Consider the following 25923-nt stretch of genomic DNA (forward strand, 5'->3'; position numbering starts at 1 on the left):
GGACGTACATGCCCATGGGTCACACGACCACAGCCGAGGCAGGCTCCGGGGGCCTGGCAGCGACCGAGCACCGCCTGGCCAACGGTCTGCGCGTGGTGCTCTCCGAGGACCACCTGACCCCGGTGGCGGCGGTCTGCCTCTGGTACGACGTCGGCTCCCGCCACGAAGTCAAGGGGCGTACCGGCCTGGCTCACCTTTTCGAGCACCTGATGTTCCAGGGCTCCGCGCAGGTCAAGGGCAACGGCCACTTCGAACTGGTGCAGGGCGCCGGCGGCTCGCTGAACGGCACCACGAGCTTCGAGCGCACCAACTACTTCGAGACCATGCCCGCCCACCAGCTGGAGCTGGCCCTGTGGCTGGAGGCCGACCGCATGGGCTCGCTGCTGGCCGCCCTGGACGAGGAGTCCATGGAGAACCAGCGGGACGTCGTCAAGAACGAGCGCCGCCAGCGGTACGACAACGTGCCCTACGGCACCGCCTTCGAGAAGCTGACCGCCCTCTCCTACCCGGAGGGCCACCCGTACCACCACACGCCGATCGGCTCCATGGCGGACCTGGACGCGGCCACCCTGGAGGACGCCCGCCGGTTCTTCCGCACCTACTACGCGCCGAACAACGCGGTGCTCTCCGTGGTCGGCGACATCGACCCCGAGCAGACCCTCGCCTGGATCGAGAAGTACTTCGGCTCCATCCCGTCCCACGACGGCAAGCCCGCGCCCCGCGACGGCTCCCTGCCGGACGTCATCGGCGAGCAGAAGCGCGAGGTCGTCGTGGAGGAGGTCCCGGCGCGCGCCCTGATGGCCGCCTACCGGCTCCCGCACGACGGCACGCGCGCGTGCGACGCCGCCGACCTCGCCCTGACCATCCTCGGCGGCGGCGAGTCCTCCCGCCTGTACAACCGCCTGGTGCGCCGCGACCGCACGGCCGTCGCCGCCGGCTTCGGCCTGCTCCGCCTGGCCGGCGCGCCCTCCATGGGCTGGCTGGACGTGAAGACCTCCGGGGACGTCGAGGTGCCGGTGATCGAGGCCGCCATCGACGAGGAGCTGGCCCGCTTCGCCGAGGAGGGGCCCACCCCCGAGGAGATGGAGCGCGCCCAGGCCCAGCTGGAGCGCGAGTGGCTGGACCGGCTCGGCACGGTCGCCGGCCGCGCCGACGAACTGTGCCGGTACGCCGTCCTGTTCGGTGACCCGCAGCTCGCCCTGACCGCCGTCCAGCGGGTCCTGGAGGTGACCCCCGAGGAGGTCCAAGAGGTGGCCAAGGCGCGTCTGCGGCCCGACAACCGCGCGGTCCTGGTCTACGAACCGAAGTCCCCGGAGGCCGCCCCCGACGCCGATGTGCCGGAGGACCCGGAGCAGGAAGCGACCGTAGAGGCGGGCCGCGACGAGACCGAGAACGAGGAGACGGCCAAGTGACCGAGCTCGCCACCATGGAGTTCCACCCCCAGCCGCGGCCCGGCGAGGCCAAGCCCTGGGCCTTCCCGGCCCCCGAGCGCACCGCGCTCGACAACGGCCTGACCGTGCTGCGCTGCCACCGCCCCGGCCAGCAGGTCGTCGCCGTCGAGGTGCTGCTGGACGCGCCGCTGGACGCCGAGCCGGCCGGCCTGGACGGCGTCGCCACGATCATGGCGCGCGCCTTCTCCGAGGGCACCGACCAGCACTCCGCCGAGGAGTTCGCCGCCGAACTGGAGCGCGCGGGCGCCACCCTGGACGCCCACGCCGACCACCCCGGCGTCCGGATCAGCCTGGAGGTCCCGGCCTCCCGCCTGGCCAAGGGCCTCGGCCTGCTCGCCGACGCGCTGCGCGCGCCCGCCTTCGCCCCGAGCGAGGTCGAGCGCCTGGTCCGCAACCGCCTGGACGAGATCCCGCACGAGCTGGCCAACCCCTCCCGCCGGGCCGCCAAGGAGCTCTCCAAGGAGCTGTTCCCCGCGGCCTCGCGCATGTCCCGGCCGCGCCAGGGCACCGAGGAGACCGTCGAGAAGATCGACGCGGCGGCCGTACGCGCCTTCTACGACCGCCATGTGCGGCCCGCCACGGCCACCCTGGTCGTCGTCGGCGACCTGACCGGCATCGACCTGGACGCGCTGCTGGGCGACACCCTGGGCGCCTGGACCGGCACCCCGGGCGAGCCGCGGCCGGTGCCGCCGGTGACCGCCGACGACACCGGGCGCGTGGTCATCGTGGACCGGCCCGGCGCCGTCCAGACGCAGCTGCTCATCGGCCGGGTCGGCCCCGACCGGCACGACCGCGTGTGGCCCGCCCAGGTGCTCGGCACCTACTGCCTCGGCGGCACCCTCACCTCCCGCCTGGACCGCGTCCTGCGCGAGGAGAAGGGCTACACCTACGGCGTGCGCTCCTTCGGACAGGTCCTCAGGTCCGCGCCGGACGGCACGGGCGCGTCGATGCTCGCCATCAGCGGCTCCGTGGACACGCCGAACACCGGCCCGGCGCTGGAGGACCTGTGGAAGGTGCTGCGCACCGTCGCGGCGGAGGGTCTGACCGACGCCGAGCGGGACGTCGCCGTGCAGAACCTCGTCGGCGTGGCGCCGCTGAAGTACGAGACCGCGGCGGCCGTCGCGAGCACACTGGCCGACCAGGTCGAGCAGCACCTGCCGGACGACTTCCAGGCGACGCTGTACCGGCAGCTGGCCGCCACGGGCACGGTGGAGGCCACCGCGGCCGTCGTGAACGCCTTCCCGGTGGACCGCCTGGTGACCGTTCTCGTCGGCGACGCCTCCCGGATCAAGGCGCCGGTCGAGGCGCTCGGCATCGGTGAGGTGACCGTGGTTCCGGCCGAGTAGCGGCCCGCACCGTGGTTCCGGCCGGGTAGCGGCCCGGCGCATCCGGCGCACGCGCGCGTGGGGCCCTGACGACTTACGAGCCGTCAGGGCCCCACGCTGTTCCACTCGCTCCCTCAGATGCCCGTTTTGGGGCGGAGGTTGCCTGTCTGACCTGTGGGATGCGCTACAAAACACCGGATCCGTTTGAGGATCGAAAGCGGGCCGCCGTAGCGTCGTCCGGGCTGTTCGTCAGGCAGTGCGCCGCGCCCGCGGCACCGGACAGCCATCGCCGAGTCCCCGTACGGCGCGAGCCAGGGGAGCCGGGGACCCACCGTCCCTGGGGTGAATCGGGCGCCCGCGCGAGCGCGAGGGGGCCCGTAGGAGACCTTCCTGCTCCGAACCCGTCAGCTAACCCGGTAGGCGAGAGGGAAGGAAAGGACCAGCCACTTCATGGCGTTCATGTGCGCCACCGGGAAGCACCGCAAGCCCGGCCGGGTCAAGCGCACCACCGCTCAGGCGGCCGGCGTCGCGGCCCTGACCACCACCGGTGTCATCGGCACCCTCGCCGCCTCCCCGGCGGTCGCCGCCGGCAACCCCGTGGACCAGACCGGCCTCACGCCGGTCCTCGCCGCCACCGAGGACGTCGCCGCGCAGATCGACGCGCAGGCCACCGCCCAGCAGGAGGCCGCCGACCGCAAGGCGGCCGAGGAGGCCGCGGCCAAGGCCGCCGCCGAGCGGGCCGAGGAGGAGCGGGTCCGCGCCGCGCGCGAGGCCGAGCGCCGCCGGCTGAACACCTTCGTCGCCCCCATCGCGCACTCCTACGTCTCCACGGCCTACCAGGCCTCCAGCTCCCTGTGGTCCTCCGGCTCGCACACCGGCATCGACTTCCACGCGGCCAGCGGCACCACGGTGCACTCGGTGGGCGCCGGCACCGTCGTCGCCACCGGCTGGGGCGGCGCCTACGGCAACCAGGTCGTGATCCGGATGGCCGACGGCATGTACACGCAGTACGGGCACCTGTCCTCCATCGGCGTCACGGTGGGCCAGCAGGTCGAGCCGGGCCAGCAGATCGGTCTGTCCGGCGCCACGGGCAACGTCACCGGCCCGCACCTGCACTTCGAGGCCCGCACGACCCCCGACTACGGCTCGGACATCGACCCCGTCGCCTACCTCCGCGGGCACGGCGTGCGGATCTGACGCCCCGCGTGTTTTCGGCGGCCCCGGCTCACCGAGCCGGGGCTTTCGCCGTTTTTCGCGCCGTCCGCCGGACTCGTTGTCCAAAAAATATCCATGGATTACCGCCCGCCATCGGAAATTCCGGCCCATTGGAATAGAGTCACGGGATACGCGTCCAGCGTCGGCGTTTCACGGGGATTAAAGCGGAGGTCGGTCATGCGTGTTCCGGCGCACTCGGTGTGCACCGCTGTCCGGGACGACATCGTCGCGGGTGTCTACGAGCGCGGCAGCCGGCTCACCGAGGAAGTCCTGGCCCGTCGCTACGGCGTCTCGCGCGTCCCCGTCCGCGAGGCGCTGCGCACGCTGGAGGCCGAGGGGTTCGTGGTGACGCGCCGGCACGCGGGCGCGTGCGTGGCCGAGCCGACCGAGCAGGAGGCCGCCGACGTGCTGGAGATGCGGACGCTGCTGGAGCCGCTGGGCGCCGCGCGGGCCGCCCAGCGGCGCACGGAGGCCCATCTGAAGGTGCTGCGCGGCCTGGTCCGGCTGGGCCAGGAGCGGGCCAGGAAGGGCCACAGCGAGGACTTGCGCTCGCTCGGCGGCTGGTTCCACGAGACGCTCGCCCAGGCCTGCGGCAGCCCCTCGCTGACCGCGGTGCTGACCCAGCTGCGGCACAAGATCGCCTGGATGTACGCGGTGGAGCCCCCGGTGAGCCCGGTGGAGTGCTGGGCGGAGCACGGCGCGATCGTGGACGCGGTGGCGCGCGGGGACGGCGAACGGGCGCGTGCGCTGACGGCACTGCACGCCGAGCGCGCGACGGGCGCGCACCGGCTGCGCTTCTCCGTCGCCGGCGAGCGTGTGAGGACTTCGCAACATGCCGTAAACATGTCGGGCCTGCGGCATTAACACGGGCGCCGTATACAAAGAGGAGTTATTCGGCGGTGGTGCTTTCTGCCGCCATTTCTGCGGGCTGCCTTTTTCGCAGACTGCCCTTTGGCGTGCCGTCCTTTGATGTGCCGCCCTTTGGTCTGCCGCCCCTTTCGCGGTGCCGGGAATTCACGGTCGCGGAGGTTCGGGCGGGCCCGCCCGGCAGGAGGTTCCGCGAGAATTCGGCCGGGCGAAGGGCCGTAGGCACCGGCACAACCGGCGGTGAGAACGCGGAAGCCGCGCCGCCCGGTACGGACGGCGCGGCTTCCCGGTCCCGCTCAGACGGTCTCGGGCAGCTCCTCCAGGCCCTCGGAGACCAGCTTGGCCAGACGGTCCAGGGCGGCGTCGGCGCCCTCGGCGTCGGAGGCGAGGACGATCTCCTCGCCACCCTGGGCGCCCAGACCCAGGACGGCCAGCATCGAGGCCGCGTTGACGGGGTTGCCCCCGGCCTTGGCGATCGTCACCGGGACGCCTGTGGCCGTGGCGGCTCGGACGAAGAGAGAGGCGGGGCGGGCGTGGAGGCCCTCGGCCCAGCCGACGTTGACGCGGCGCTCAGCCATGTGTTGCTGCCCTTCAGTGCTCAGGTTGTCTAGACCAGTTTCCCATATCGTGAAGCGTGCCCGGAGCGGACCCGAAGGACCGCCCCGGCGCGACCCCGGACCGCGGCCTCGGTCCGGCGTCGCCCCCATAGACTGCCTCGCGCCGTTGTCGTACGCGACCCTTACTCTGGGGCCCATGCACACCTCGGCGGACCGGCAGGACCGGCACCAGTACCCCGCCCACTGGGAGGCGGACGTGGTGCTGCGCGACGGCGGCACCGCGCGCATCAGGCCCATCACCGTCGATGACGCCGACCGTCTGGTCAGTTTCTACGAGCAGGTCTCGGACGAGTCGAAGTACTACCGCTTCTTCGCGCCGTACCCACGCCTGTCCGCCAAGGACGTCCACCGCTTCACGCACCACGACTTCGTGGACCGGGTGGGACTCGCGGCCACCATCGGCGGCGAGTTCATCGCCACCGTACGCTACGACCGCATCGGCACCGACGGCTTGCCCGCCTCCGCGCCCGCCGACGAGGCCGAGGTCGCCTTCCTGGTCCAGGACGCCCACCAGGGCCGCGGGGTCGCCTCCGCCCTCCTGGAACACATCGCGGCCGTCGCGCGCGAGCGCGGCATCCGCCGCTTCGCCGCCGAGGTGCTCCCCGCCAACACCAAGATGATCAAGGTGTTCACGGACGCCGGCTACACCCAGAAGCGCAGCTTCGAGGACGGCGTCGTACGCCTGGAGCTGGACCTCGAACCCACCGACCGGTCCATGGCCGTGCAGCACGCCCGGGAGCAGCGCGCCGAGGCCCGCTCGGTACGGCGGCTCCTCGCACCCGGCTCGGTCGCGGTCGTCGGCGTCGGCCGCGCCCCCGGCGGGGTGGGCCGCGGCATCCTCGGCAACATCCGCGAGGCAGGCTACGAGGGCCCGCTGCACGCCGTGAACAAGGCCTTCCCCGAAGACCTCAAGGAGATCGACGGGGTGCCCGCGTACCGCTCGGTGCGCGACATCGACGGGCACGTGGACCTCGCCGTCGTCGCCGTACCGGCCGAACACGTGCCCGCCGTGGTCGCCGAGTGCGGCGAACACGGCGTCCAGGGGCTGGTCGTCCTGTCCGCCGGATACGCCGAGAGCGGGCCCGAGGGGCGCGAACGGCAGCGCGCGCTCGTCCGGGCCGCGCGCGCCCACGGCATGCGGCTCATCGGCCCCAACGCCTTCGGGATCATCAACACCGCCGAGGACGTCCGGCTGAACGCCTCGCTCGCCCCCGAGCCGCCCCGCCCCGGCCGCATCGGGCTCTTCGCCCAGTCCGGGGCCATCGGCATCGCCCTGCTGTCCCGGCTGCACCGGCGCGGCGGAGGGGTGACCGGCGTCACGGGCGTCTCCACGTTCGTGTCCGCCGGCAACCGCGCCGACGTCTCCGGCAACGACGTCCTGCAGTACTGGTACGACGACCCGGACACCGACGTCGTGCTCATGTACCTGGAGTCCATCGGCAACCCCCGCAAGTTCACCCGGCTCGCCCGGCGGACGGCCGCGGCCAAGCCGCTGGTCGTCGTGCAGGGCACCGGCACCGCCCCGCAGGGACACGCGGTACGCGCCACCCGGCTGCCCTACGAGACCGTGTCCGCGCTGCTGCGGCAGGCCGGGGTGATCCGGGTCGACACCATCACCGAGCTGGTCGACGCGGGGCTGCTGCTCGCCCGCCAGCCGCTGCCCGCCGGACCGCGCGTGGCCATCCTCGGCAACTCCGAGTCGCTGGGCGTGCTGACGTACGACCGGTGTGTGGCGGAGGGGCTGCGGCCGGCCCGCCCGGTCGACCTGACGACCGGGGCGACGGCGGAGGACTTCCACCGGGCGCTGGCCGGCGCGCTGGCCGACGACACGAACGACGCCGTCGTCGTCACGGCGATCCCCGCGATCGGGGAAGGCTCGCCGGGGGACGTGGAACTGGCGGAGGCGCTGCGGTCGGCCGCGGCGGCGGTGCCGGGCAAGCCGGTGCTGGTGGTCCATGTCGAGCTGGGCGGCCTGGCACAGGCACTGTCGGCCGCGACGAGCACGGCGCCGGGAGCCGCCGACAAGACGCCCGGCGTGGGGACCGGCGCCCCTCCGGCCCACCGCGCGGACCCCGTGCCCGGTGCGCGAGCGGAGCGACCGTGGGGCGAGACGGCGGGACCGCCGCCCGCTGCTGCCACCGAAGCCGTCGCACCCCCCGCACCCCCCGCACCCCAGGACGACACCCGTCTCATCCCCGCCTACCCCGCCGCCGAACGCGCGGTGCGGGCGCTCGCCGAAGCCGTGAGGTACGCGCGGTGGCGGCGGGAGGCGGCCGACCCCGGGAAGGTGCCGGAGTTCGACGACATCGACGAGAAGGGGGCCGCCCGGCTGATCGGCGAGCTGCTCGCCCGCGGCGAAGGGCTCACGCTCTCCGCCGACCACACCTGCGAGCTGCTCGGCCGGTACGGCATCCCCGTCCGCCGTGCCCTGCCCGCGCCCGGCCCGGAGGCCGCCGTGGACGCCGCCCGCGCGCTCGGCTACCCGGTGGCCCTCAAGGCGACCGCCCCGCACCTCAGGCACCGCGCCGACCTGGGCGGAGTCCGGCTGGACCTCGCGGACGAGGAACAACTGCTGCGGGCGTACGCCGAGTTGACCGAGCTGTTCGGGCCGCCGCAGGAGCTGCGCCCGGTGGTGCAGGCGATGGCGCCCCGGGGCGTGGACACCGTCGTCCGCGCGGTGATCGACCCGGCGGCCGGGGCCGTGCTGTCCTTCGGCCTGGCCGGCGCCGCCTCCCAGCTGCTCGGGGACATGGCCCACCGGCTGATCCCCGTCACGGACCGGGAGGCGACCTCGCTGGTGCGCTCCATCCGCACCGCACCGCTGCTCTTCGGCTGGCGCGGCTCCACGCCCGTGGACACCCCCGCCCTGGAAAGGCTGCTTCTCCGGGTGTCCCGGCTGGTCGACGACCACCCGGAGGTGGTCGCGGTCACCCTGGAGCCGGTCGTCGTCGCCCCGCACGGCGTGAGCGTCCTCGGCGCCACGGTACGGCTCGCGCCCCCGCCCGCCCGCGACGACCTCGGCCCGCGCACGATGCCGGCCTACTGAGGAGCCCCGCCGCCGTCCCGAACCCTCCGGCCACGCCCGCCCCGGTCCGTCCGACTGGCCCGGACTGCCCCTGCCCACGGATTAGGATGGACGCCATGGCCAAGACCAGTACGACGACCCAGGGGCTGCGCGCGGCGATCGAGCGCAGCGGCTACTACCCGGCCCTCGTGGCCGAGGCGGTGGAGGCCGCTGTGGGCGGCGAGCCCGTCCGGTCGTACCTGGTCCACCAGGAGACGACGTTCGACCAGAACGAGGTCCGCCGGCACGTCACCGTGCTGGTCCTCACCGGCAACCGCTTCATCGTCAGCCACACCGACGAGCAGGCCGCCGACAGCACCTCCCCGACGCCGTACGCCACCACCTCCACCGAGTCCGTGAAGCTCGACCGGGTCTCGTCGGTCGTGGTCAGCCGGGTGGTCGCCAACCCCGAGCAGTACACGCCGGGCACGCTGCCCCGCGAGGTCGTGCTGACCATCGGCTGGGGCGCGGTCAACCGCATCGACCTGGAGCCCGCCGCCTGCGGCGACCCCAACTGCGACGCCGACCACGGCTACACGGGCAGCTCCACGGCGGACGACCTCAGCCTGCGCGTCAGCGAGGCCGGGGACGGCCCGGAGACGGTGCGCCAGGCGCTCGCCTTCGCGCAGGCCATCTCGGAGGCGACCGCGGACCTCACCCGCTGATGTCCCAGCTCTCCGCCTGGGACCACCCGGAACCCCTCGCCCTGGACACCGCGCCGCTGCCCGAGTACGGCAGCGGCTCCCTGGCCGACCTGCTGCCCACCCTGGCCGCCGGCCTCGGCGTTCCCGGCCTGACCCCCACGATCGGCGAGCTGACCCCCGCCGACCGGGTCTGCGTCTTCCTGGTCGACGGCCTCGGCTGGGAGCAGCTCAGGGCCCACCCGGACGAGGCCCCCTTCCTGACCTCCCTGCTCGGCGGCTCCCGCGGCGGCACCGGCCGCCCGCTCACCGCCGGCTACCCGGCGACCACCGCGACCTCCCTCGCCTCCGTCGGCACCGGTCTGCCGCCCGGCGCCCACGGTCTGCCCGGATACGCCGTGCGCAACCCGGCCACCGGCGAGCTGATGAACCAGCTCCGCTGGCAGCCGTACACCGAACCGGGCGCCTGGCAGCCGTACCCCACCGTGTTCCAGCTGGCCCACCAGGCCGGGGTGCACACCGCCCAGGTGACCTCGCCCGCCTTCCAGCACACCCCGCTCACCAAGGTCGCGCTCAGCGGCGGCACCTTCCACGGGCGGCTCACCGGCGAGGAGCGCATGGACCTCGCGGCCGAGCAGCTGGCCGCCGGCGACCGCGCGCTGGTGTACACGTACTACGCCGAACTGGACGGCTCCGGGCACCGCTACGGCATCGCCTCCGACACCTGGCGCGGCCAGCTGATGTACGTCGACCGGCTGGCCCAGCGGCTGGCCGAGCAGCTGCCCCCGCGCAGCGCCCTGTACGTCACCGCCGACCACGGCATGGTCGACGTGCCGTTCGACGAGGAGCACCGCCTCGACTTCGACACGGACTGGGAGCTGCGCGCCGGGGTCGCCCTGCTGGGCGGCGAGGGCCGGGCCCGGCACGTCTACGCGGTGCCGGGCGCCGAGAACGACGTGCTGGCCGTGTGGCGCGAGGTGCTCGGGGAGCAGTTCTGGGTGGCCTCGCGGGACGAGGCGATCGAGGCCGGCTGGTTCGGGCCGCCCGGCGCATGCGACGAGCGCGTGTACCCGCGGATCGGGGACGTGATCGCCGCCGCGCACGACGACGTACTGATCATCGCCTCCGAGCGGGAGCCCAAGGAGTCGGCGCTGGTCGGCAACCACGGCTCGATGACCCCGGCGGAACAGCTCGTCCCGCTGCTCGAAGTACGTCCCTGACCCGCCCCCCGCCCCTCCCTTTTCGCCGAAAGGTGCTCAACCCCTCATGCCCGAGCTGGTGTTCTTCTCCGGAACGATGGACTGCGGGAAGTCGACGCTGGCTCTGCAGATCGAGCACAACCGTTCCGCGCGCGGCCTGGCGGGCGTGATCTTCACCCGGAACGACCGCGCGGGCGAGGGCAAGCTGTCCTCCCGGCTGGGCCTGGTCACCGAGGCGGTGGAGGTCGAGGACGGCAAGGACCTGTACGCCTACCTCGTGGAGCACCTCTCCCAGGGCGGCCGGGCCGACTATGTGATCGCGGACGAGGCGCAGTTCCTCGCGCCCGAGCAGATCGACCAGCTCGCGCGCGTGGTGGACGACCTCGGCCTGGACGTCTTCGCCTTCGGCATCACCACCGACTTCCGCTCCAAGCTGTTCCCCGGCTCACAGCGGCTGGTGGAGCTGGCCGACCGGATCGAGGTGCTCCAGGTGGAGGCGCTGTGCTGGTGCGGCGCCCGGGCCACGCACAACGCCCGCACGATAGACGGCGAGATGGTCGTCGAGGGCGCCCAGGTGGTCGTGGGGGACGTCAACCAGTCCGCGGGCGAGGTCGGCTACGAGGTGCTGTGCCGCCGGCACCACCGGCGCCGGATGACCGCCGCGACGGCCCGCGCGGCGGCCCTGTCCCCGGACGTGCTGCCCGTCTCGCCCTCCTGAGGGCTCAGCGCGGATCCTGGACCACCGAGAACTCGGCGCCCTCCGGGTCCGCCACCGTCGCCACCCGCCCGTGCGGCCCGTCGTGCGCCGGTGCGAGGACCCGGCCGCCCAGCCCGGCCACCCGGCGCAGCGTCGCGTCCAGGTCGGCGACCTCGAAGTGCGTCCGCCAGTGCGGCCCCCGGTCCGGGGGCAGGTCCTGGCCCACACCGTGCAGCCCGGCCACCGGTCGGCCGTCCAGACGCAGGGTCAGACAGTCGTCACCGGCGGAGTCCACCGGCTCCTCCTCGTAGGGGAAGACGCTCGTGTAGAACTTCGTGACGCTTTCCGTCTCGAAGGTGAGCAGTTCGTTCCACACGGGGGTGCCCGGCACCCCGGTCAGGGCCGCGCCGGGATGCGCGCCGCCCTGCCAGATCCCGAACACCGCCCCGGAAGGGTCGGCGGCGATCGCCATCCGCCCGGCCTCCGCGGCATCCAGCGGGCCGACGGCCACCGTGCCGCCGCACAGCCGAACCGAGTCGGCGGTCCGGTCCACGTCGTCCGAGGCGAGGTACGGCGTCCAGGCGACCGGCAGCCGGCGCTCCGTCGGCAGCCGGCCCACGCCCGCCACCTCCCGCCCGTCGAGCAGCGCCCGCACATACGGGCCGAGCTGCCGCGGACCGGGCCGGAACTCCCAGCCGAACAGCTCGCCGTAGAACTCCTCGGTGGCATCCAGCCCGTGCACCATCAGGCTCACCCAGCAGGGTGTGCCGGGCAGACGCCGCGCGTGCGGACCGGCCGGCTCCCGTGCCTCGGTCATCGATCACTCTCTCCCCGGCCCCTCGCGGTGGCCGTGTTCGCTTCCGCTCCCCGCAAGGGGTGTCCGCGCCGTCGGCGCGCACGCCCGTGCCGGTCCCCGCATCCTCCGGCGGGCCGCGGGGCCGTACCGCGCCGCTCGCCGTACCTGACGAGAGGATGCCCGATCCGCCGTCTTTCGCCGCTTCTTGACGATGGCCGACGGGTGTCCGTCAGTGGTACACCACGTGCTCGATCCCGTACGGTCCGTGATCGAGCCTGTCCGGCCGAGCAGAGTAGCCGGACCTGGACGACGCGGCCACCCCTGGCGTATGGATGGACCCCATGACAGCCATCATCACCGCATCCGAACTTCTGCCCGCGCTGACCGGTGACAACCCACCCGTCCTGCTGGACGTGCGCTGGCAGCTGAGCCTGGCCAAGGCGGCCGGCGCGCCGGCCTTCGACGGCCGGGCCGAGTACGCGGCCGGGCACCTCCCGGGCGCGGTCTTCGTCGACCTGGACCGGGAGCTGGCCGGCGCCCCGGGCACGGGAGGCCGGCATCCGCTGCCCGACCTCGCCGCGTTCGGTGCCGCGATGCGCCGCGCGGGCGTGTCGGCGGGCCGGCCGGTCGTCGTGTACGACGGCGGGCAGGGCTGGGCGGCGGCGCGCGCGTGGTGGCTGCTGCGCTGGACGGGTCACCCGGACGTGCGGGTCCTCGACGGCGGGTTGCCGTCCTGGCGGGGTGAGCTGTCCACCGAGGTGCCGGTCCCGGCCGAGGGCGACTTCACGCCGGCGCCGGCGGCCGGGGGGCTGCTGGACGCGGACGGGGCCGCCGAGCTGGCCCGCACGGGTGTGCTGCTGGACGCCCGCGCGGGGGAGCGGTACCGCGGTGAGGTGGAGCCGGTCGACCGGGTCGGCGGGCACATCCCGGGCGCGGTGTCGGCGCCGACCACGGAGAACGTGGGCCCCGACGGCCGCTTCCTGCCCGCGGCGGAGCTGAGGGACCGCTTCAAGGCCCTGGGGGTGTCCGGGGACACCGAGGTGGGCGTGTACTGCGGTTCGGGCGTCTCCGGCGCCCACGAGGTGCTCGCGCTGGCGGTGGCGGGCATCCCGGCGGCCCTCTACGTCGGCTCCTGGTCGGAGTGGTCCTCGGACCCGTCGCGTCCGGTGGCGGTGGGGGCGGACCCGCGCTAGCGCCAGGGCCGGGAAACCGGCGAAGGGGGGCACACGCGCGTGCCCCCCTTCGGCTGCCTACTCCTGCTTCTTGCGGCGGGTGCCGAATACGATCTCGTCCCAGCTCGGCACGGCGGCGCGGCGGCCGGGGCGGACGCCGTCGGCCTCGGCCTGGCGGTCGGTCGCGCCGACGAGCCGGTCACGGTGACTGCCGACGGAGCGCGGCATGAGGACGTCCGCGTAGGCGGAGCCGGCCGAGGCGGCGGGCGCCGGCGGCTCCTCGGCGGCGGGCTCGTCGTCGGGTTCCTCCGCGGACTCCGCCGGGCGCTCCGGGACGACGAGGTCGCCCCGGAAGCTCGGTACGGCCTCCAGCAGGCTGGTCAGCGAGTCGCGCTCGCCCGTGCTCTCCTCGGCCGGCTCCGGCGGTTGCGCGGACAGCGCGGGCCGCTCCCGGTCCACCCGTTCGAGCGCACGGTCCATCGAGCGTTCGCGGGGCAGCCGGGCGATCCGCGGGACGAACGGGAAGCTCGGCTCGGGCGCGGCGAGGTCGTCGGACTCGCCGATCAGCGAGCGCGCCTCGTCGTCGACGGCCTGGACGAGCCGCCGGGGCGGGTCGTACGTCCAGCTCGCCGAGTGCGGTTCGCCCGCGACCCGGTAGACGAGGAGCACCTCCCAGGTGCCGTCGTCGCGGCGCCAGGAGTCCCACTGCACGGTGTCCTTGTCGGCGCCGCGCAGCAGCAGCCGTTCCTGCACGGCCTCGCCGAGCAGCGGGCCGGAGTTCTCGCCGGGGCGGCGGACCGGGGTCTTGCGGGCGCGCTCGGCCATGAAGGCGCGCTCGGCCAGCACGGGCCCCTCGAAGCGCCGCACCCGGTCGACGGGGATGCCGGCGAGCTGCGCGACCTCTTCCGCGGTGGCCCCGGCTCGTATCCGCGCCTGGATGTCCCGCGGGCGCAGATGGCTCTCGACCTCGATCTCGATCTGGCCGAGACGCGGCCGGTCGCCGCGCACGGCCGCGCGCAGCCGTTCGTCGATCGGGAGTGTGTACTCCGTGGAGTCGGCAGCCTTCAGCACCAGCCGTGTGCCGTCATTCGAGACGGCCACGACACGCAGTTCGGGCATGGGGACCTCCCGGGTGGTGCCTGCCGACGTCACGTGCGTCGCTGCTTCCGCTAGTCGAGTGTGGCCTGCCCGGGTGCAGCCTGCCACAACCTTGCCGAGTTGCCCGGCGTGTCGGGCGCGGGCCCGGGACCGCCGTTATGGCACGGTTACCTGTTCGCCACGCTGAGTGACCAACTCCGTCACCCTGTGCAACTAGTCCCCTCCCGGTGATCCAGCGGGGCCGCGGATCCCCTGGTGGGAGACCGGACCCAGGGCTCGCAACAGTACTCCATTCGGGCCACGTGCGTGGATTGGCGCGCTGGCCAACTTCTCGCAAGGGGTGCGACTTGGCCGTTCGCAACCGGTTTTGTCGATCATGACGTGGTGAAGTTCACGCAATCGCCAGAAACGGAACTAATGGTTTCGTCCGTACGTCCCCTTCTCGTGCAGTCGGTCGCTCAATGTCGATCAAGTACGGGAAAGGCAGGCAAGTTCCGGGTATGCGTGAGACACCCGATACGGGGCGCAAGCGGATCGATCTGAACGTCCCCCAGGTGGCGGGCAGCGCCCTGGCGGCGGTCGTGGCGGCCAAACTCGCTTCGTATTTCGGGGTGTACGGCACGATCCTCGGCGCCGGCGTGGTCAGCGTCCTCGCCACCTGCGGCGGAACGGTCTTCCAGCACTTCTTCAAGCGCACCGGGGAGCAGCTGAGGGAGAAGGCGGTGGTGGCGGCCCGGCCGCGGGAACAGGGGGTGCCGGCGCCGGGGGAGTTCACCGAGGGCACCGTCTACCGCGCGCGGGTGAAGAGCTGGCGCCGCCCGCTGGTCGCCGCCGCCCTGGTCTTCGGGGTCACGATGGCCGGTATCACGACGTACGAACTGGTCTCCGGCAACAGCTTCAGCGGCGGCAAGGGCACCACCGTGAGCGACGCCGTCACCGGCCGGACCTCCTCCGGCACCCGGTCCGACCACACACCGGCCCCGTCGGACACACCGTCCCCGGGGGACACTCCGGCAGACGGCGGTGACACGGCGCACAGCACGTCCCCGACGCCCGGCGCCTCCCCGGGCGGCTCCCAAAGCGGCGAGCCGGGCGGCGGGTCCGGCGGTACCCCGAGCGCCACCCCGGCCACCCCGTCCGCCCCCGCCACCCCGAGCCCCACGCCCAGCGCGCCCGGTGCGTCCGCCACGGCGCCTACGCCCCCAGGACCCTCCGCAGATAGTCGTTCTGGAACAGCCGGTCCGGGTCCAGACGGTCCCGCAACGCCGTGAACTCGCCGAAGCGCGGATACACCCCGGAGAAGTACTCGGCGTCCCGTGTGTGCACCTTGCCCCAGTGCGGACGTCCCTCGTGCGCGGTGAAGACGCGCTCGGCGGCCGTGAAGTACGCCTGGTACGGCGTGCCCCGGTACATGTGCACGGCGATGTAGGCGCTGTCCCGGCCGGAGGCGGTGGACAGGGTGATGTCGTCGGCCGGGGCGGTGCGCACCTCCACCGGGAAGCTGATCCGCAGCCCCGAGCGGTCGACCACGCTCCGCAGCTCGCGCAGGGTCTCCACCAGGGCGGCGCGCGGGACGGCGTACTCCATCTCCACGAAGCGCACCCGGCGCGGCGAGGTGAAGACCTGGTAGGGGATGTCGGTGTAGGTCCGCGCGGACAGGGCCCTGCTGGAGATCCGGGCGATGGCCGGGACGGCGGCCGGCGCGGCCCGGCCGGCCCACTGGGCCACCTGGAACACCCCGTTGGAGAGGAACTCGTCCTCGAACCAGGCGGCCGCCCGTCCCACCGGCCGCCGGGGACCCGCGCTGCGGTTGTTGCGCTTGGTGGTGGTGTTCCCGGTGTGCGGGAACCAGTAGAACTCGAAGTGCTCGTTCTCCGCCCACAGTTGGTCGAACTCCGACAGGACCCGCTCCAGCGGCATCGGTTCCTCGCGCGCGGTGAGCAGGAAGAGGGGCTCGACGGCGAACGTGATCGCGGTGACGACGCCCAGGGCGCCCAGGCCGATCCGGGCGGCGGCGAAGACCTCGGGGTTCTCCTTCTCGGAGCAGGTGAGGACCGAACCGTCGGCCGTGACGAGTTCGAGCCCCTTGATCTGGGCGGCGATGGAGCCGGAGGTGCGGCCCGTGCCGTGGGTGCCGGTGCTGGTGGCTCCGGAGACGGTCTGCTCCATGATGTCGCCCATATTGGTGAGCGACAGACCCTCGCGCGCGAGGGCGGCGTTGAGCCTCTTGAGCGGGGTGCCCGCCTCCACCGTGACCGTCATGGACCGCCTGTCGATGTCGCGTATGCCCGTCAACAGGTGAGGGCGGATCAGCACGCCGTCGGTGGCGGCGATCGAGGTGAAGGAGTGCCCGGTGCCGACCGCCTTCACCTTCAGGCCGTCCTCCCGGGCCCGGCGCACCGCCGCGGCCAGCTCCTCCACCGAGGCCGGCGCGACCTGCCGGGCGGGCCGCGCGGAGACGTTGCCGCCCCAGTTACGCCAGGTTCCGTACGTCCCGCTCGCTGTGCTGCTCAACGGTGCCTCCCCGCCCCGCGGCCGGCCTGCGCAGCCGGCGGTACCCGAGGAAACCGACCACGACCGCGACGGCCCCGGACACGGCCGGAACCCCGTACCCGGCCCGCGCCCCGGCCGCGTCGATCGCCCAGCCGGCCGCGGAGGAGCCGAGCGCGACACCGACCGCCAGGCCGGTGCTCACCCAGGTCATGCCCTCGGTGAGCCGCGCGCGAGGTACGTGCTCCTCGATGAGGGACATCGTCGTGATCATCGTCGGTGCGATGGACAGCCCCGCAACGAACAGCGCCACGGCCAGAAGCGGCAGGTTTCCGACCAGTAGGAGGGGGATCATACTCACGGCCATCCCCGTCACGCCCAGCAGCCAGCGGCGTTCCGGCGCCCCGCCGAAGCGCAGCAGTCCGAAGACCAGGCCGGCCACGCAGGAACCGGCCGCGTACAGCGCGAGGACGACGCTCGCGGCGCCCTTGTGGCCGCGTTCGTCGGCGAAGGCGACGGTGACCACGTCCACCGCGCCGAAGATCGACCCGGTGGCGACGAAGGTGGCCACCAGCACCCGCAGCGCCACCGAGCGCAGGGCGCTGCCGCCGCCGTGCCGCTCGTCCGGGTGCGGCACCGGTTCGGTGGCCTGCTGGGCGGTCAGCCAGAAGACGCCGGCCGCGAGGAAACAGGCGGCCAGCAGCGGGCCCGCCTCCGGGAACCAGGCCGTGGACAGGCCGATGGAGACGATCGGCCCGAAGATGAAGCAGACCTCGTCCACCACCGACTCGAACGAGTACGCGGTGTGGAGCTGGGGCGTGCCCCGGTACAGCGCGGCCCAGCGGGCCCGGATCATCGCGCCCAGGCTCGGCACCGAGCCGGTCCCGGCGGCGCAGACGAACAGCACCCAGTCCGGCCACCGGAACCGGACCGCGAGCAGCAGCCCGGCCGCCGCGGTCAGGGCCACCAGGGTGGCCGGGCGCAGCACCCGGCGCTGTCCGTGGCGGTCCACCAGCCGGGAGACGCGCGGTCCGATGGCGGCGGCGGACAGCGCGAGGGTGGCCGACAGGGCGCCCGCGAGACCGTACCGGCCGGTGACCTGGGAGACCATCGTGACCACGCCGATGCCCATCATCGACAGCGGCATCCGGCCGAGGAGTCCGGCGGCGGAGAAGGCCTTGGTGCCGGGCGCGGCGAACAAGGCTCTGTAGGGGCTGGGCACGGGGTCTCCGGAAACGGTTCGGTAAGGCGCGAGTAGAGCCGATACAGCTTACAAGTAAGGGCACCCTAAGTGAACCCGTGACGGTGGTCCGGAATGTGCCAATACGAGCCGTGCGGACAAATGGCCACGAATGGGCCGAATCCGACTCGTCGCACCGCTGTTTCCCCGCTGTCAGTGCCGGGTGGCAGGATCGACCCATGCCAGACGCGCTCGATGCCACCCCGTACGACGCCCTGCTCCTGCTCTCCTTCGGCGGCCCCGAAGGCCCGGACGACGTGGTCCCGTTCCTGGAGAACGTCACGCGCGGGCGCGGCATCCCCAAGGAACGCCTCAAGGAAGTGGGGCAGCACTACTTCCTCTTCGGCGGGGTCAGCCCGATCAACGACCAGAACCGCGCCCTGCTCCAGGCCCTGCGCGAGGACTTCGCCGCACACGGCCTGGACCTGCCCGTCTACTGGGGCAACCGCAACTGGGCGCCGTATCTGACCGACACCCTGCGGGAGATGGCCGCCGACGGCCGCCGCCGCGTCCTGGTCCTGGCCACCAGCGCCTACGCCTCCTACTCGGGCTGCCGCCAGTACCGGGAGAACCTCGCCGACGCGCTGGCCACCCTCCAGGCCGAGGGCGTGGACGTACCGGCCGTGGACAAGCTGCGGCACTACTTCAACCACCCCGGCTTCGTCGAGCCCATGACCGACGGCGTGCTGCGCGCCCTGGCCGACCTGCCCGAGGACGTCCGCGCGGGGGCCCACATCGCCTTCACCACCCACTCCATCCCGACCGCCGCCGCCGACACCTCCGGCCCCGTCGAGTCCCACGGCGACGGCGGCGCGTACGTGGCCCAGCACCTGGACGTGGCCCGGCTGATCGCCGACGCCGTCCGCGAGCGCACCGGCGTCGACCACCCCTGGCAGCTCGTCTACCAGTCCCGCTCCGGCGCCCCGCACATCCCGTGGCTGGAGCCCGACATCTGCGACCACCTCGAGGAGCGGCACGCGGCCGGCGTCCCCGCCGTCGTCATGGCCCCCATCGGCTTCGTCTCCGACCACATGGAGGTCCTGTACGACCTCGACACCGAGGCGACGGCCAAGGCCGGGGAACTGGGCCTGCCGGTGCGCCGCTCGGCGACCGTGGGCGCCGACCCGCGGTTCGCCGCCGCCGTGCGCGAACTGATCCTGGAGCGGGCCGCCGTGGAGCGCGGCCGGGAGGTCACCCCCTGCGCCCTGGGCGCCCTCGGCCCGAGCCACGACGTCTGCCCGGTCGGCTGCTGCCCGGCCCGCACCCCGCGCCCCGCCGCCGCGGGCGCTGACGGCCCCTACGCGTGAGGAGAGCCGTGACCGACCCCCTGCACCGGGACCTGCTTGCCCTCGCCCGCGAGGCCGCCCACCGGGCCGGCGAGCTGCTGCGCGACGGCCGCCCCAGCGACCTGGCCGTGGCCAGGACGAAGTCCAGCAACGTGGACGTCGTCACCGAGATGGACATCGCGGCCGAGAAGCTGATCACCGATCTGATCTCCGGCCGGCGCCCCGACGACGGCTTCCTCGGCGAGGAGGGGGCCTCCGCGGAGGGCACCAGCGGCGTCCGCTGGGTGATCGACCCGCTGGACGGCACGGTGAACTACCTGTACGGGCTGCCGACCTGGGCGGTGTCCATCGCCGCCGAGCAGGACGGCGAGACCGTCGTCGGGGTCGTCGCGGCGCCGATGCGCGGCGAGACGTACCACGCGGTGCGCGGCGGCGGCGCGTGGGCCACGGGCGCGTGGGAGGGCGAGCGGGCGCTCGCCTGCCGGCCCGCGCCCCCGCTGGACCAGGCGCTGATCTCCACCGGTTTCAACTACGTCGCCGAGGTCCGCGCCCACCAGGCAGCGCTGGCCGCCCGGCTGATCCCGCTGGTACGGGACATCCGGCGCGGCGGCTCGGCGGCGGTCGACCTGTGCGACGTGGCCTGCGGCCGGCTCGACGGGTACTACGAGCGGGGCCTGCACCCGTGGGACTTCGCGGCCGGGGACCTCATCGCCCGGGAGGCCGGCGCGCTGACCGGCGGACGGCCCGGTGAGCCGCTCTCACGGGAGCTGACGGTCGCGGCTGCCCCGGGGGTCTTCGAGCCGCTCCAGCGGCTGCTGGAGGACTTCGGGGCCTGGCACGACTGACCGCGTCCGGGACCGCGTCCGGGACTTGACCGGATCGACCTGGTCAGAGGCCCGGCCGACGGACGCACGCGAAGGGACCCCGGCGCTGGATTCGCCGGGGTCCCTCGTCGCGCTCGGGCCGATCAGACGCGTGACGCGCCGACCTCCACACCGTGTTCGGCGGCGAGGCGGCGCAGGTCGTCGAGTTCCGCCTGCTCCACTTCGACAAGGAAGTCGTCGCCCTCGTCACGAGCCCGCGAAAGGTCGGACTCGGTCGCCCTTATGCGCTGCAGAAGTCCTGAGGTGAAAGCGTCCATGCTGCGCCCCCTCGTCCTGGGTCGTGGGTCGGTGGCACGGGGGTGTGCCGTATGGAAGGGGCGATCACGGCTCTCGCGGGTGCCCAGCGCTGCCCGGCCGGGCGGCGACGGTGCCGGACACCCACGCCCGCTCTGCGGAAGCGGAAGGCGGAGTGCCGCATGGTGCTGCGGCACATGCAGAGCGTGATCGCGGGGTGTAAAGCCGTCCTCCCCCCGCTCCCCTCCGGGGAAACCTAACCGCGGGAGAAATTCTCGTATTCCCGCCCCGCAACCCGTGTCCCTGCGGTCCCGGAGGCCGCCTTACAGCCGACTTATGGCCGAAAAGGGCAGGATGGGGGTCTCACCCCAACGCAGACCCCTGCCCGCACGCGCCCGCGGCGCGCTACGCGGGTGGACACAGGAAGGACAAGCGACGTGCGCGTACTCGTCGTCGAGGACGAGCAACTGCTCGCCGATGCGGTGGCCACCGGACTGCGCCGGGAGGCCATGGCCGTCGACGTCGTGTACGACGGTGCGGCCGCCCTGGAGCGCATCGGCGTCAACGACTACGACGTGGTCGTCCTCGACCGCGACCTCCCGCTCGTGCACGGCGACGACGTCTGCCGCAGGATCGTGGAGCTGGGCATGCCCACGCGCGTGCTGATGCTCACCGCCTCCGGTGACGTCAGCGACCGTGTCGAGGGCCTGGAGATCGGCGCCGACGACTATCTGCCCAAGCCGTTCGCGTTCAGCGAGCTGATCGCGCGCGTGCGGGCCCTCGGCCGCCGCACCAGCGTGCCCCTGCCGCCGGTCCTGGAGCGCGCCGGCATCAAGCTCGACCCCAACCGCCGCGAGGTCTTCCGCGACGGCAAGGAGGTCCAGCTCGCTCCCAAGGAGTTCGCGGTGCTGGAGGTGCTGATGCGCAGCGAGGGCGCCGTCGTCTCGGCGGAGCAGCTGCTGGAGAAGGCGTGGGACGAGAACACCGACCCGTTCACCAACGTGGTGCGGGTGACGGTGATGACGCTGCGCCGCAAGCTGGGCGAGCCGCCGGTCATCGTCACCGTGCCCGGCTCCGGCTACCGGATCTGATCCCGTGGCCGCGACACCCGCGCCGCCCCAGGCGCCGCCGAAGCCCACCTGGGACCCCAGGAGGCCGCAGCCGCCCTTCCCGTGGCTGCGTCCGACGATCCGCATACGGCTGACGCTGCTGTACGGCGGCATGTTCCTGATCGCCGGCATCCTGCTGCTGTCGATCATCTACCTGCTGGCCGCGCAGGCGATCAGCACCGGCAACCAGCCGCTGTTCAAGATCGTCAGCGGTACGTCGATCCGGGTCACCAGCGACAACTGCCCCGCGGTCACCGCGATCAACTCCGGCCCGCTGTCGCTGTCGGACTTCAACGAGGCGATCGCCCACTGCGTCGACCAGCAGCGCCAGGCGGCCCTGGACAACCTGCTCAGCCGGTCCCTGCTGGCCCTGCTGGGGCTGGCCGTGATCGCCTTCGCGTTCGGGTACGCGATGGCCGGCCGCGTGCTGTCCCCGCTCGGCCGGATCACCCGCACCGCCCGCCAGGTGGCCGGCTCGGACCTGTCCCGCCGGATCGAGCTGGACGGCCCCGACGACGAGCTGAAGGAGCTCGCGGACACCTTCGACGACATGCTGGAGCGGCTCCAGCGGGCCTTCACGGCGCAGCAGCGCTTCGTCGGCAACGCCTCGCACGAGCTGCGCACCCCGCTCGCGATCAACCGCACGCTCCTCGAAGTGCACCTGTCGGACCCGAACGCGCCGATGGAGCTCCAGCAGCTGGGCAAGACGCTGCTGGCCACCAACGAGCGCAGCGAACAGCTGGTCGAGGGGCTGCTGCTGCTGGCCCGCAGCGACAACCAGATCGTGGAACGCAAACCGGTCGACCTGGCCGAGGTCGCCACGCAGGCCATCGACCAGGTGCACGCCGAGGCGGAGGTCAAGGGCGTGGCTCTGCGGGGCGAGCGCAAAGCGGCCGTGGTCCAGGGCAACGGCGTCCTGCTGGAGCGGATCGCGCTGAACCTGGTGCAGAACGCGGTGCGCTACAACGTGCCGGACAAGGGCTGGGTCGAGGTGAACACCGAGGTCGAGCACGGACAGGCGGTGCTGACGGTCTCCAACACCGGGCCGGTGGTGCCGGCGTACGAGATCGACAACCTCTTCGAGCCGTTCCGCCGGCTGCGCACCGAGCGCACGGGCAGCGACAAGGGCGTGGGCCTCGGCCTGTCCATCGTCCGGTCCGTCGCCCGGGCGCACGGCGGCCACATCCACGCCCGTCCCCGGGAGGGTGGTGGCCTGGAGATGTGTGTCACTCTGCCCATGTGACGCGGACGGACACACGCGGGCCGTGTTCGCTCTACGCGGAATTTTCCAGCCGCCGAACGGACGCTTCTTTGTGTGATCAGTCACATGGACAGATTTCCGGCCATGCACGGAGAGTGATCATGGTGACGAATGGAAAGCCGGGAATGTCCTGGTTTTCAAGGGCGTTGATCACGGGAAGTACACGGTGGGGCGCCTTTGAGGTGCGGCATCGGGACCGTGTACGGTCCTCACCGCCATCCAAGCCGATCACTCCTGAGGGGTCGGATTGGGTGTCGATTGAGTAACAGACCTTGATGTGAGGCAAAATCTCCGCTTCAGGTCGGGCACAAGTCCGGCCTCTCACGCGTTACGTGCGCTGGAGAACACCGCAGACACCCAGAGGGGGAGAGCGATATGGCAACCGATTACGACACTCCACGCAAGACCGACGACGACGTCGACTCGGACAGTCTTGAAGAGCTGAAGGCCCGGAGGAACGACAAGTCCACCTCGTCGGTGGACGTCGACGAGTTCGAGGCCGCAGAGGGCCTGGAGCTGCCCGGCGCGGACCTCTCGAACGAGGAACTGGCCGTCCGGGTCCTGCCCAAGCAGCAGGACGAGTTCACCTGCATGAGCTGCTTCCTGGTGCACCACCGCAGCCAGCTGGCCCGGGAGAAGAACGGTCAGCCGATCTGCCGCGACTGCGACTGAGGACGGGTCGGCCATGTCTGGCTCGACCCCTCCCCGGAAGCGCCGCTTCCCCCTGGGGAAAGCGGACCAAGGGCCGCTGGACGGCCCGCACGGCGCGCGTGACGACGAGCGGGGCTCACCCGGCGCGGGAGCCTCGCTCGGACCGGCGGCGGACCAGGACGGCCCCCTGGCACCCGCCCAGCACCCCGCACCCGTCGCCCGGCGCCGGGCGATGGTCATCCGCGACAAGGCCCGGGACCTGGCCCGGGAAGGCGCCCGCAGGGGCGGCAGCCGGGCCCGTGCGGGCCTCGCCTACCTCGCGGACCGCGTCATCGACATCGCCCCGCGTGTCCCCGTACGCGACCTCGCGACCCTGCGCCGCCAGTTCCCCGGCCTCGGGCCCGAGGAGCTGGCCGACAAGCTGGTGAAGGGCGCCGCGGCCGGCACCTCCACGGTCGGCGCCGGAATCGGGGCGGCGGCGATGCTGCCGGTACCCCCGGCGATGCCGACCGAACTGGCCGCGGAGATCACCGGGGTCGCCGCGATCGAGCTGAAGCTGATCGCCGAACTGCACGAGGTCTACGGCGTACGCCCGCCCGGCAACCTCAAGGTCCGCACCGCCGCGTATCTGTCCTCCTGGTCGGGGGAGCGCGGCATCGACGTGACGAAGCCGTCGACGTACGACACGGCCCTCGGCGGCCGGATGAAGCGCGAACTGCGCCAGCGGATCATGAAGCGGATGGTCCGCAACCTGCCCAACCTGACGCCGTTCCTGGTCGGGGCCGCGGTCGGGGCGGTGGTGAACCGCCGGGAGACCAGAAAGCTCGCCGACCGCGTCCGGGCGGACCTGCGCAAGCTGCGGGTGCCCTGGGACGAGCTGCCGGAGCTGCCACCGCTGGAGCAGCCGGAACGTCCGTTGGAACTGCCCGGGCTTCCCGAAGAGCCTTAGCCGCCGCGTCAGCCGGGCGTTCTAGGCGTGCGCCTTGCGTGCCGCGTCGATCGCCGCGGCGAGCTTCTGCGGCTCCCGCGTCGACAGGTACAGGTACGGCGTCGGGTCCTCCGGGTCGGTGACCTCCACGCGCAGCGCCGTCGGGATGTAGGCGCGCAGCAGCAGGAAGGCACGGGTGTCCGCCTTGTACGTCCGCCAGGCGCGGGCCTCCTCGGCGTCCAGGATCTCCGTCGCGCCCAGCGCCGACACCGGCAGCCTGGCCTCGCCCGCGATCAGCGAGTCCCCCACGATCCGGATGCGCGGGGAACCGTAGGCGCTCGCCACCACGGCCGCCGCGGCCGTACCGCCGACCAGGCCGCCGAGCAGGGGCAGGGTGCCGAACGGCAGCAGGATCAGGGCGAGCGAGACGCCCACCAGGAGGCTGATCACCCACCACGAGCGGGGAGCCGTGAGACGTTCTTCGTAGGGGGTGGCGGAGAGCTGCATGAAACCTAGCTTGGCATGGGATCCGTCAGGGGCGGATGCGCGGGTAAGGTCTGCGCCTGTGAGTGGTAGTTCCGCAGCTCTTCAGCCTCCCGCCGACGCGGGCAAGCCCATACGGCACCCCGACGCGCCCGCGCCCGGGGAACTCCTCGGTGCCCATTACGAACACTGTTTCGGCTGTGGCCCCGGCCAGCCGCACGGACTGCACCTGGCGGCCCGGGCCGGCGAGGGCGTCTCGCTGACCGCCGAGTTCACCGTGCGCCCCGCCCACCAGGGCGCCCCGGGGCTCGCCCACGGCGGAGTGCTCGCCGCGGCCCTGGACGAGACCCTCGGCTCGCTGAACTGGCTGCTGCGCACCATCGCCGTCACCGGACGGCTGGAGACGGACTTCGTCCGGCCCGTGCCCGTGGGCGCCACGCTGTTCCTGGCGGCCGAGGTCACCGCCGTCGCCGGACGCAAGATCTACTCCACCGCCACCGGACGCGTCGGCGGCCCGGACGGCCCGGTCGCCGTCCGCGCCGACGCCCTCTTCATCGAGGTCAAGGTGGACCACTTCATCGACCACGGCCGCCGGGAGGAGATCCAGGCCGCCATGAACGACCCGGACCAGATCCGGCGCACCCGCGCCTTCGAGGTGAACCCGTGAGCCGTAGCCCCCTCGACGTGCTGATCCGCCGGGTGGACCCCGACGTCCCGCTCCCGGCGTACGAACACCCGGGTGACGCCGGGGCCGATCTGCGCACCACCGAGCCCTGCGAGCTGGCGCCCGGCGAGCGCGCCGTACTGCCCACGGGAGTGTCGATCGCCCTGCCGGAGGGGTACGCGGCGTTCGTGCACCCGCGGTCCGGCCTCGCCGCCCGCTGCGGTGTCGCCCTCGTGAATGCCCCGGGGACGGTTGATGCCGGGTACCGTGGGGAGATCAAGGTGATCGTGGTGAATCTCGACCCGCGCGAGAGCGTGCGGTTCGAGCGCTTCGACCGGATTGCCCAACTGGTCGTCCAGCAAGTCGAGAGGGTCCGCTTCCAGGAGGTCGCGGAACTTCCCGGCTCGGCGCGGGCCGAGGGGGGCTTCGGGTCCACCGGCGGCCATGCCGCGGTGGGCGGCGACAGCGGCACAAGCGGTCAGGCCGCCGTAGGCGGTCCGACGGGTGGGAATCGATACGCTTCGGTCGTATCCGACCGGGAAGGACAGTGA

Annotated in this window: 25 protein-coding genes and 1 riboswitch; of the genes, 18 read left to right on the plus strand and 7 right to left on the minus strand. The window is 73.0% G+C overall.

The genetic code is table 11. From position 1 onward, the window contains the following. The first annotated feature begins 8 nt into the window (after positions 1-8). From IH25_RS0114990 to IH25_RS0115005, 4 genes are all read left to right on the plus strand, one after another. Positions 9-1412: a M16 family metallopeptidase gene (locus IH25_RS0114990; protein WP_030609092.1), complete on the plus strand. Its 1404-nt coding sequence runs from the start codon at positions 9-11 to the stop codon at positions 1410-1412. Beyond that, positions 1409-2797: a M16 family metallopeptidase gene (locus IH25_RS0114995; RefSeq protein ID WP_030609095.1), complete on the plus strand. Its 1389-nt coding sequence runs from the start codon at positions 1409-1411 to the stop codon at positions 2795-2797. Before IH25_RS0114990 ends, IH25_RS0114995 begins: the two co-directional genes overlap by 4 nt. 256 nt (positions 2798-3053) lie before the next feature. Continuing rightward, positions 3054-3214: riboswitch (cyclic di-AMP (ydaO/yuaA leader) on the plus strand. Positions 3215-3226: 12 nt separating this feature from the next. Continuing rightward, positions 3227-3973, plus strand: coding sequence for a M23 family metallopeptidase (locus tag IH25_RS0115000; protein WP_030609098.1), 747 nt, complete (start codon positions 3227-3229; stop codon positions 3971-3973). Positions 3974-4168: 195 nt separating this feature from the next. Beyond that, positions 4169-4855 carry a GntR family transcriptional regulator gene (locus tag IH25_RS0115005; protein ID WP_030609102.1) on the plus strand — a complete coding sequence of 229 codons (687 nt, stop codon included), beginning with the start codon at positions 4169-4171 and terminating at the stop codon, positions 4853-4855. Between the two features lie 299 nt (positions 4856-5154). Here IH25_RS0115005 and IH25_RS0115010 read toward each other — a convergent pair whose 3' ends face one another. Then, positions 5155-5436 (minus strand): HPr family phosphocarrier protein, encoded by a 282-nt coding sequence (locus IH25_RS0115010; protein ID WP_030609104.1) that lies wholly within the window; start codon positions 5434-5436, stop codon positions 5155-5157. Positions 5437-5611: 175 nt separating this feature from the next. Between IH25_RS0115010 and IH25_RS0115015 the strand changes: the two genes are divergently transcribed. The 4 genes from IH25_RS0115015 (at position 5612) to IH25_RS0115030 (ending at position 11097) form a co-directional block, all read left to right on the plus strand. Then, positions 5612-8521, plus strand: a complete 2910-nt coding sequence (locus tag IH25_RS0115015; RefSeq protein WP_030609108.1) for a bifunctional acetate--CoA ligase family protein/GNAT family N-acetyltransferase — start codon at positions 5612-5614, stop codon at positions 8519-8521. A gap of 95 nt (positions 8522-8616) precedes the next feature. Next, positions 8617-9204: a DUF5998 family protein gene (locus IH25_RS0115020; RefSeq protein ID WP_245172793.1), complete on the plus strand. Its 588-nt coding sequence runs from the start codon at positions 8617-8619 to the stop codon at positions 9202-9204. Continuing rightward, positions 9204-10400, plus strand: a complete 1197-nt coding sequence (locus tag IH25_RS0115025; RefSeq protein WP_030609115.1) for an alkaline phosphatase family protein — start codon at positions 9204-9206, stop codon at positions 10398-10400. The genes IH25_RS0115020 and IH25_RS0115025 overlap by 1 nt, the downstream gene beginning before the upstream one ends. A 46-nt stretch (positions 10401-10446) precedes the next feature. After that, a complete protein-coding gene (locus IH25_RS0115030) occupies positions 10447-11097 on the plus strand; it encodes a thymidine kinase (RefSeq protein ID WP_030609118.1) in 651 nt (216 codons plus the stop codon). A gap of 4 nt (positions 11098-11101) precedes the next feature. Here IH25_RS0115030 and IH25_RS0115035 read toward each other — a convergent pair whose 3' ends face one another. Further along, positions 11102-11893, minus strand: a complete 792-nt coding sequence (locus IH25_RS0115035) for a VOC family protein (RefSeq protein ID WP_030609121.1) — start codon at positions 11891-11893, stop codon at positions 11102-11104. Positions 11894-12213: 320 nt separating this feature from the next. Between IH25_RS0115035 and IH25_RS0115040 the strand changes: the two genes are divergently transcribed. Next, entirely contained in the window at positions 12214-13065 is an 852-nt protein-coding gene (locus tag IH25_RS0115040; protein ID WP_030609124.1) for a sulfurtransferase, read from the plus strand. A 57-nt stretch (positions 13066-13122) separates the two neighbouring features. Here the strand turns inward: IH25_RS0115040 and sepH are convergent, their stop codons facing one another. Next, positions 13123-14163, minus strand: a complete 1041-nt coding sequence (sepH, locus tag IH25_RS0115045; RefSeq protein ID WP_030609126.1) for a septation protein SepH — start codon at positions 14161-14163, stop codon at positions 13123-13125. 479 nt (positions 14164-14642) lie between these two features. On the opposite strand from sepH, the gene IH25_RS0115050 reads away from it, so the two are divergent. After that, positions 14643-15413 carry a hypothetical protein gene (locus IH25_RS0115050; protein ID WP_030609128.1) on the plus strand — a complete coding sequence of 257 codons (771 nt, stop codon included), beginning with the start codon at positions 14643-14645 and terminating at the stop codon, positions 15411-15413. Here IH25_RS0115050 and IH25_RS0115055 read toward each other — a convergent pair. Beyond that, a complete protein-coding gene (locus IH25_RS0115055) occupies positions 15337-16656 on the minus strand; it encodes a D-arabinono-1,4-lactone oxidase (RefSeq protein WP_030609130.1) in 1320 nt (439 codons plus the stop codon). The genes IH25_RS0115050 and IH25_RS0115055 overlap by 77 nt on opposite strands. After that, a complete protein-coding gene (locus IH25_RS0115060) occupies positions 16616-17854 on the minus strand; it encodes an MFS transporter (protein WP_030609132.1) in 1239 nt (412 codons plus the stop codon). The genes IH25_RS0115055 and IH25_RS0115060 overlap by 41 nt, the downstream gene beginning before the upstream one ends. Positions 17855-18051: 197 nt before the next feature. Here IH25_RS0115060 and IH25_RS0115065 point away from each other — a divergent pair, with 197 nt between their 5' ends. Together IH25_RS0115065 and IH25_RS0115070 are read left to right on the plus strand one after the other, a co-directional pair. Beyond that, positions 18052-19179: a ferrochelatase gene (locus IH25_RS0115065; protein ID WP_030609135.1), complete on the plus strand. Its 1128-nt coding sequence runs from the start codon at positions 18052-18054 to the stop codon at positions 19177-19179. Between the two features lie 8 nt (positions 19180-19187). Further along, positions 19188-20003 carry an inositol monophosphatase family protein gene (locus IH25_RS0115070; protein ID WP_030609138.1) on the plus strand — a complete coding sequence of 272 codons (816 nt, stop codon included), beginning with the start codon at positions 19188-19190 and terminating at the stop codon, positions 20001-20003. 122 nt (positions 20004-20125) lie between these two features. On the opposite strand, the gene IH25_RS41625 is transcribed toward IH25_RS0115070, so the two are convergent. Continuing rightward, positions 20126-20299 (minus strand): hypothetical protein, encoded by a 174-nt coding sequence (locus tag IH25_RS41625; RefSeq protein ID WP_167345744.1) that lies wholly within the window; start codon positions 20297-20299, stop codon positions 20126-20128. A 414-nt stretch (positions 20300-20713) separates the two neighbouring features. On the opposite strand from IH25_RS41625, the gene IH25_RS0115080 reads away from it, so the two are divergent. The 4 genes from IH25_RS0115080 to IH25_RS0115095 all read left to right on the plus strand — a co-directional run bounded on the left by IH25_RS0115080 (position 20714) and on the right by IH25_RS0115095 (position 24246). Next, positions 20714-21367, plus strand: a complete 654-nt coding sequence (locus IH25_RS0115080) for a response regulator transcription factor (RefSeq protein WP_007387794.1) — start codon at positions 20714-20716, stop codon at positions 21365-21367. 4 nt (positions 21368-21371) lie between these two features. Next, the gene (locus IH25_RS0115085; protein WP_030609141.1) at positions 21372-22628 is read left to right on the plus strand and encodes a sensor histidine kinase; all 1257 of its coding nucleotides are present in this window, start codon (positions 21372-21374) and stop codon (positions 22626-22628) included. Between the two features lie 393 nt (positions 22629-23021). Continuing rightward, entirely contained in the window at positions 23022-23318 is a 297-nt protein-coding gene (locus IH25_RS0115090; RefSeq protein WP_003997302.1) for a DUF4193 domain-containing protein, read from the plus strand. A gap of 13 nt (positions 23319-23331) precedes the next feature. Continuing rightward, positions 23332-24246, plus strand: coding sequence for a hypothetical protein (locus IH25_RS0115095; RefSeq protein ID WP_030609146.1), 915 nt, complete (start codon positions 23332-23334; stop codon positions 24244-24246). A 21-nt stretch (positions 24247-24267) separates the two neighbouring features. On the opposite strand, the gene IH25_RS0115100 is transcribed toward IH25_RS0115095, so the two are convergent. Continuing rightward, positions 24268-24732, minus strand: a complete 465-nt coding sequence (locus IH25_RS0115100; protein WP_030609149.1) for a DUF3093 domain-containing protein — start codon at positions 24730-24732, stop codon at positions 24268-24270. Between the two features lie 58 nt (positions 24733-24790). Here IH25_RS0115100 and IH25_RS0115105 point away from each other — a divergent pair, with 58 nt between their 5' ends. Continuing rightward, a complete protein-coding gene (locus IH25_RS0115105; RefSeq protein WP_030609152.1) occupies positions 24791-25375 on the plus strand; it encodes a PaaI family thioesterase in 585 nt (194 codons plus the stop codon). Continuing rightward, complete coding sequence (gene dut / locus IH25_RS0115110; protein WP_030609154.1) at positions 25372-25923, plus strand: dUTP diphosphatase; 552 nt, start codon at positions 25372-25374, stop codon at positions 25921-25923. The genes IH25_RS0115105 and dut overlap by 4 nt, the downstream gene beginning before the upstream one ends.

Source organism: Streptomyces achromogenes subsp. achromogenes, from assembly GCF_000720835.1.
In the GTDB taxonomy this organism is placed as follows: domain Bacteria; phylum Actinomycetota; class Actinomycetes; order Streptomycetales; family Streptomycetaceae; genus Streptomyces; species Streptomyces achromogenes.

Coding starts and splice junctions, on each gene's coding strand:
- IH25_RS0114990 (WP_030609092.1), top strand. CDS start 9: ATGCCCATGGGTCACACGACCACAGCCGAGGCAGGCTCCGGGGGCCTG.
- IH25_RS0115000 (WP_030609098.1), top strand. CDS start 3,227: ATGGCGTTCATGTGCGCCACCGGGAAGCACCGCAAGCCCGGCCGGGTC.
- IH25_RS0115005 (WP_030609102.1), top strand. CDS start 4,169: ATGCGTGTTCCGGCGCACTCGGTGTGCACCGCTGTCCGGGACGACATC.
- IH25_RS0115010 (WP_030609104.1), bottom strand. CDS start 5,436: ATGGCTGAGCGCCGCGTCAACGTCGGCTGGGCCGAGGGCCTCCACGCC.
- IH25_RS0115015 (WP_030609108.1), top strand. CDS start 5,612: ATGCACACCTCGGCGGACCGGCAGGACCGGCACCAGTACCCCGCCCAC.
- IH25_RS0115020 (WP_245172793.1), top strand. CDS start 8,617: ATGGCCAAGACCAGTACGACGACCCAGGGGCTGCGCGCGGCGATCGAG.
- IH25_RS0115025 (WP_030609115.1), top strand. CDS start 9,204: ATGTCCCAGCTCTCCGCCTGGGACCACCCGGAACCCCTCGCCCTGGAC.
- IH25_RS0115030 (WP_030609118.1), top strand. CDS start 10,447: ATGCCCGAGCTGGTGTTCTTCTCCGGAACGATGGACTGCGGGAAGTCG.
- IH25_RS0115035 (WP_030609121.1), bottom strand. CDS start 11,893: ATGACCGAGGCACGGGAGCCGGCCGGTCCGCACGCGCGGCGTCTGCCC.
- IH25_RS0115040 (WP_030609124.1), top strand. CDS start 12,214: ATGACAGCCATCATCACCGCATCCGAACTTCTGCCCGCGCTGACCGGT.
- sepH (WP_030609126.1), bottom strand. CDS start 14,163: ATGCCCGAACTGCGTGTCGTGGCCGTCTCGAATGACGGCACACGGCTG.
- IH25_RS0115050 (WP_030609128.1), top strand. CDS start 14,643: ATGCGTGAGACACCCGATACGGGGCGCAAGCGGATCGATCTGAACGTC.
- IH25_RS0115065 (WP_030609135.1), top strand. CDS start 18,052: ATGCCAGACGCGCTCGATGCCACCCCGTACGACGCCCTGCTCCTGCTC.
- IH25_RS41625 (WP_167345744.1), bottom strand. CDS start 20,299: ATGGACGCTTTCACCTCAGGACTTCTGCAGCGCATAAGGGCGACCGAG.
- IH25_RS0115090 (WP_003997302.1), top strand. CDS start 23,022: ATGGCAACCGATTACGACACTCCACGCAAGACCGACGACGACGTCGAC.
- IH25_RS0115095 (WP_030609146.1), top strand. CDS start 23,332: ATGTCTGGCTCGACCCCTCCCCGGAAGCGCCGCTTCCCCCTGGGGAAA.
- IH25_RS0115100 (WP_030609149.1), bottom strand. CDS start 24,732: ATGCAGCTCTCCGCCACCCCCTACGAAGAACGTCTCACGGCTCCCCGC.